Genomic DNA, 2,608 nt, shown 5'->3' on the forward strand with positions numbered 1-2,608 from the left:
ACAGGGTTCCCGCAGCATTGGATTCGCATACTGGGCAAACATATCGCCGGGGTGCATCTGAAGAACTACAACACGAGTATTGGAAATATCCAAGGGTTTTCAGATAACTTACTCCACGGCGACGTACCCTGGGCAGAGGTCCGCAAAGCCTTTAACGATGTTGGATACAACGGCTACGTAACCGCCGAGCTTACAGGCTATCGAGCACATACAGAGCTTAGTCTAAAACACATCTGTGAGACGGCACGGACGATTTTTGATTAGTTCGGAGGACAAGAATGCTTAAGGTAGGAATTGTTGGAGTAGGTGGTATGGGATCTAACCATGCCGCTCGATACTCCCAAATGGATGATGTTCAGATCGCTGGGGTTTACGATCATGACGATCAGACTGCGGAACGAATTGTCAGGCAATTTGGCGCAACGAAATACGGCAACGTCGATCAGTTAATTAGGGCGGTCGATTACGTTGATATCTGCACCCCTACCAATACACATGTCGATCTACTCGAACAAGTAGCGAATGCGGGTAAATCGGTGTTTACTGAGAAACCGCTTGGGCGTACTCTCGAAGAATGCAAACGGGCGGTTGAAGCTGTTCGCAAGAACAATGTGCTGTGTATGCCGGGGCATGTGGTTCGATTTTGTCCTGAATTCAAGCGTGCTAAAGAGATGGTGGGAGATGGCGCTGTTGGAACACCCGCCGCTATACGCACAACTCGCGCAAGAGTACCGATGGGTGGTTGGAATGCCGACACTTCGATGAGAGGTGGGGTTATTCTGGACCTTATCGTTCATGATTTCGATTGGATCCGCTGGACGTTCGGCCCTGTCGAGCGTGTATTCGCCCGTGGGATTGCCGCAAATAAACCTGGTGGGTTTGATTATGCTCTGGTCACTCTCAAACTCAAAAACGGTGCGATAGCTCATGTTGAGGGTAGTTGGGCGGAACCTAGTAATTTCTTTGTCGCCTTCGAAATTGCTGGAGATAAAGGGCTTTTGGATTATAACAGCAACCGCGATTCTTCCTTCAAAGTCACCAAAGCCAAAACGGAAACGACCACAGGGTTCAGTTTATTCGAAAGTCCACTCACTCCTCAGGAAGACCCGCTTTATTTAGAGCTTAGGCATTTTGCGGACTGCGTGATAGCGGGCAAGGAACCTGATATTACTGTTGAAGATGGTTATGAGGCGGCACGAATTGCTCTGGCCGCACTTGAATCAGCCAAAACTGGCCAACCTGTCGACCTAACTGTTGGAGGTGTTATATGAACCCCCTTCGCATCGGTATTATGAGTATCGCTCATCTTCATGCCGGCAGCTATGTAAGTTGCCTGAAGAACAACCTCCGCGGCAAGATTGTCGGGCTTGCCGATCACGAACAAGAACGGGCACAGCGTTTCGCTAATTCGTCAGGTGTTCCCTACTTTGATAGCTATGAGGCGCTCCTTAAAGTGGTGGATGCGGTTGTCATTACAAGTGAAAATATCAAGCATGCCGAGCTAGCGATTATGGCGGCAAATGCCGGCAAGCATATCATGTGCGAAAAGCCTTTAATGACCAACATTAGCGAAGGTTATAAGATGCTTGAAGCTGCTAAGGCCAATAAGGTCACGATTTCTACAGCGTTTGTCTGCAGATTCAGCCCAGCTATGGCTCGATTAAGGGATGTAATTGATAAGGATGAACTTGGCGAAATAATAGCCGTCAGGGGAACTAATCGCGGACAATGTCCCGGCGGTTGGTTCACTGAACCTGAACTTGCCGGCGGGGGCGCGATGATCGACCATACGGTACATGTGACTGACTTATTGCGATGGATGCTCAAATCTGAGGTCAAAAATGTTTATGCCGAAATCGGCAATAACATGTACCATTCGAATTTCGATGATACTGCTATGGTGTCGCTTGAATTCGAAAACGGGGTATTCGCTAGCCTCGATTCGAGTTGGTCTCGCCCGAAATCCAATCCAACCTGGGGTGATGTGACGATGCGCGTTATCGGCACGCAAGGCTTTGCCGAAATGGACATGTTCAATCAAGTCATCGTCCACCTCAGTGATGAATTGGGTAAAGGCACGTATGCCGGCTGGGGAACCAACGTGGATAACCAAACAATCAACGCCTGGTTAGACCTCCTCGAAGGCAAAGACACCCCCGAAGCTAAAATGCTGGCGACCGGTGAAGACGGTTTCAAAGCCGCCGAAGTAGCCCTCGGAGCCTACCAATCAACACGCACCCATGCCACCACTAACTTACCGCTAAAGTAAAGCTTAGTTAACGTATAAGCGCCCCTTTTTAATATGGGGCGCTATTTTGTTGGGGTTGTCACAAAGATGTGTGATGGAGTGGTTATTGTTGTTAGAGGTGTGATTAAAGTTCTATGATTGCCCAAATGGCTGAACTAAGCGAAGAGAAACGGACGCTGTTGATTATGATGTTGCGTCAGATACCGGGTGTGGGTAATGTTACCGGGGGAGCCAGATTGGAGAATCAACATTGAGAACCTGCAGTTAGAAAGACATATAGGAAGAGGTCCGAATCCAAATTACCCGGCGGGTTAAGGGGGTTCTCTGGGTTAAAATTTTTAGCTTCAAATGCTGGTATAC

The 2,608-nt window shown here is 48.6% G+C and carries 3 protein-coding genes; all 3 read left to right on the forward strand.

Translation table 11 applies throughout. From position 1 onward, the window contains the following. Positions 1-264, forward strand: a 264-nt coding sequence (locus WCO51_12155) for a sugar phosphate isomerase/epimerase (GenBank protein MEI6514006.1), incomplete at its 5' end; no start/stop codon positions are given. Between the two features lie 14 nt (positions 265-278). Beyond that, positions 279-1,271: a Gfo/Idh/MocA family oxidoreductase gene (locus tag WCO51_12160; GenBank protein MEI6514007.1), complete on the forward strand. Its 993-nt coding sequence runs from the start codon at positions 279-281 to the stop codon at positions 1,269-1,271. Next, positions 1,268-2,269, forward strand: a complete 1,002-nt coding sequence (locus WCO51_12165) for a Gfo/Idh/MocA family oxidoreductase (protein MEI6514008.1) — start codon at positions 1,268-1,270, stop codon at positions 2,267-2,269. Before WCO51_12160 ends, WCO51_12165 begins: the two co-directional genes overlap by 4 nt. Positions 2,270-2,608: the final 339 nt, after the last annotated feature.

The sequence above is a fragment of the bacterium genome (assembly GCA_037131655.1).
Taxonomy (GTDB): Bacteria; Armatimonadota; Fimbriimonadia; order Fimbriimonadales; family JBAXQP01; genus JBAXQP01.

What these genes read in the sequence shown, in the direction of transcription:
- WCO51_12160 (MEI6514007.1), top strand. Translation starts at nt 279, where the DNA reads ATGCTTAAGGTAGGAATTGTTGGAGTAGGTGGTATGGGATCTAACCAT.
- WCO51_12165 (MEI6514008.1), top strand. Translation starts at nt 1,268, where the DNA reads ATGAACCCCCTTCGCATCGGTATTATGAGTATCGCTCATCTTCATGCC.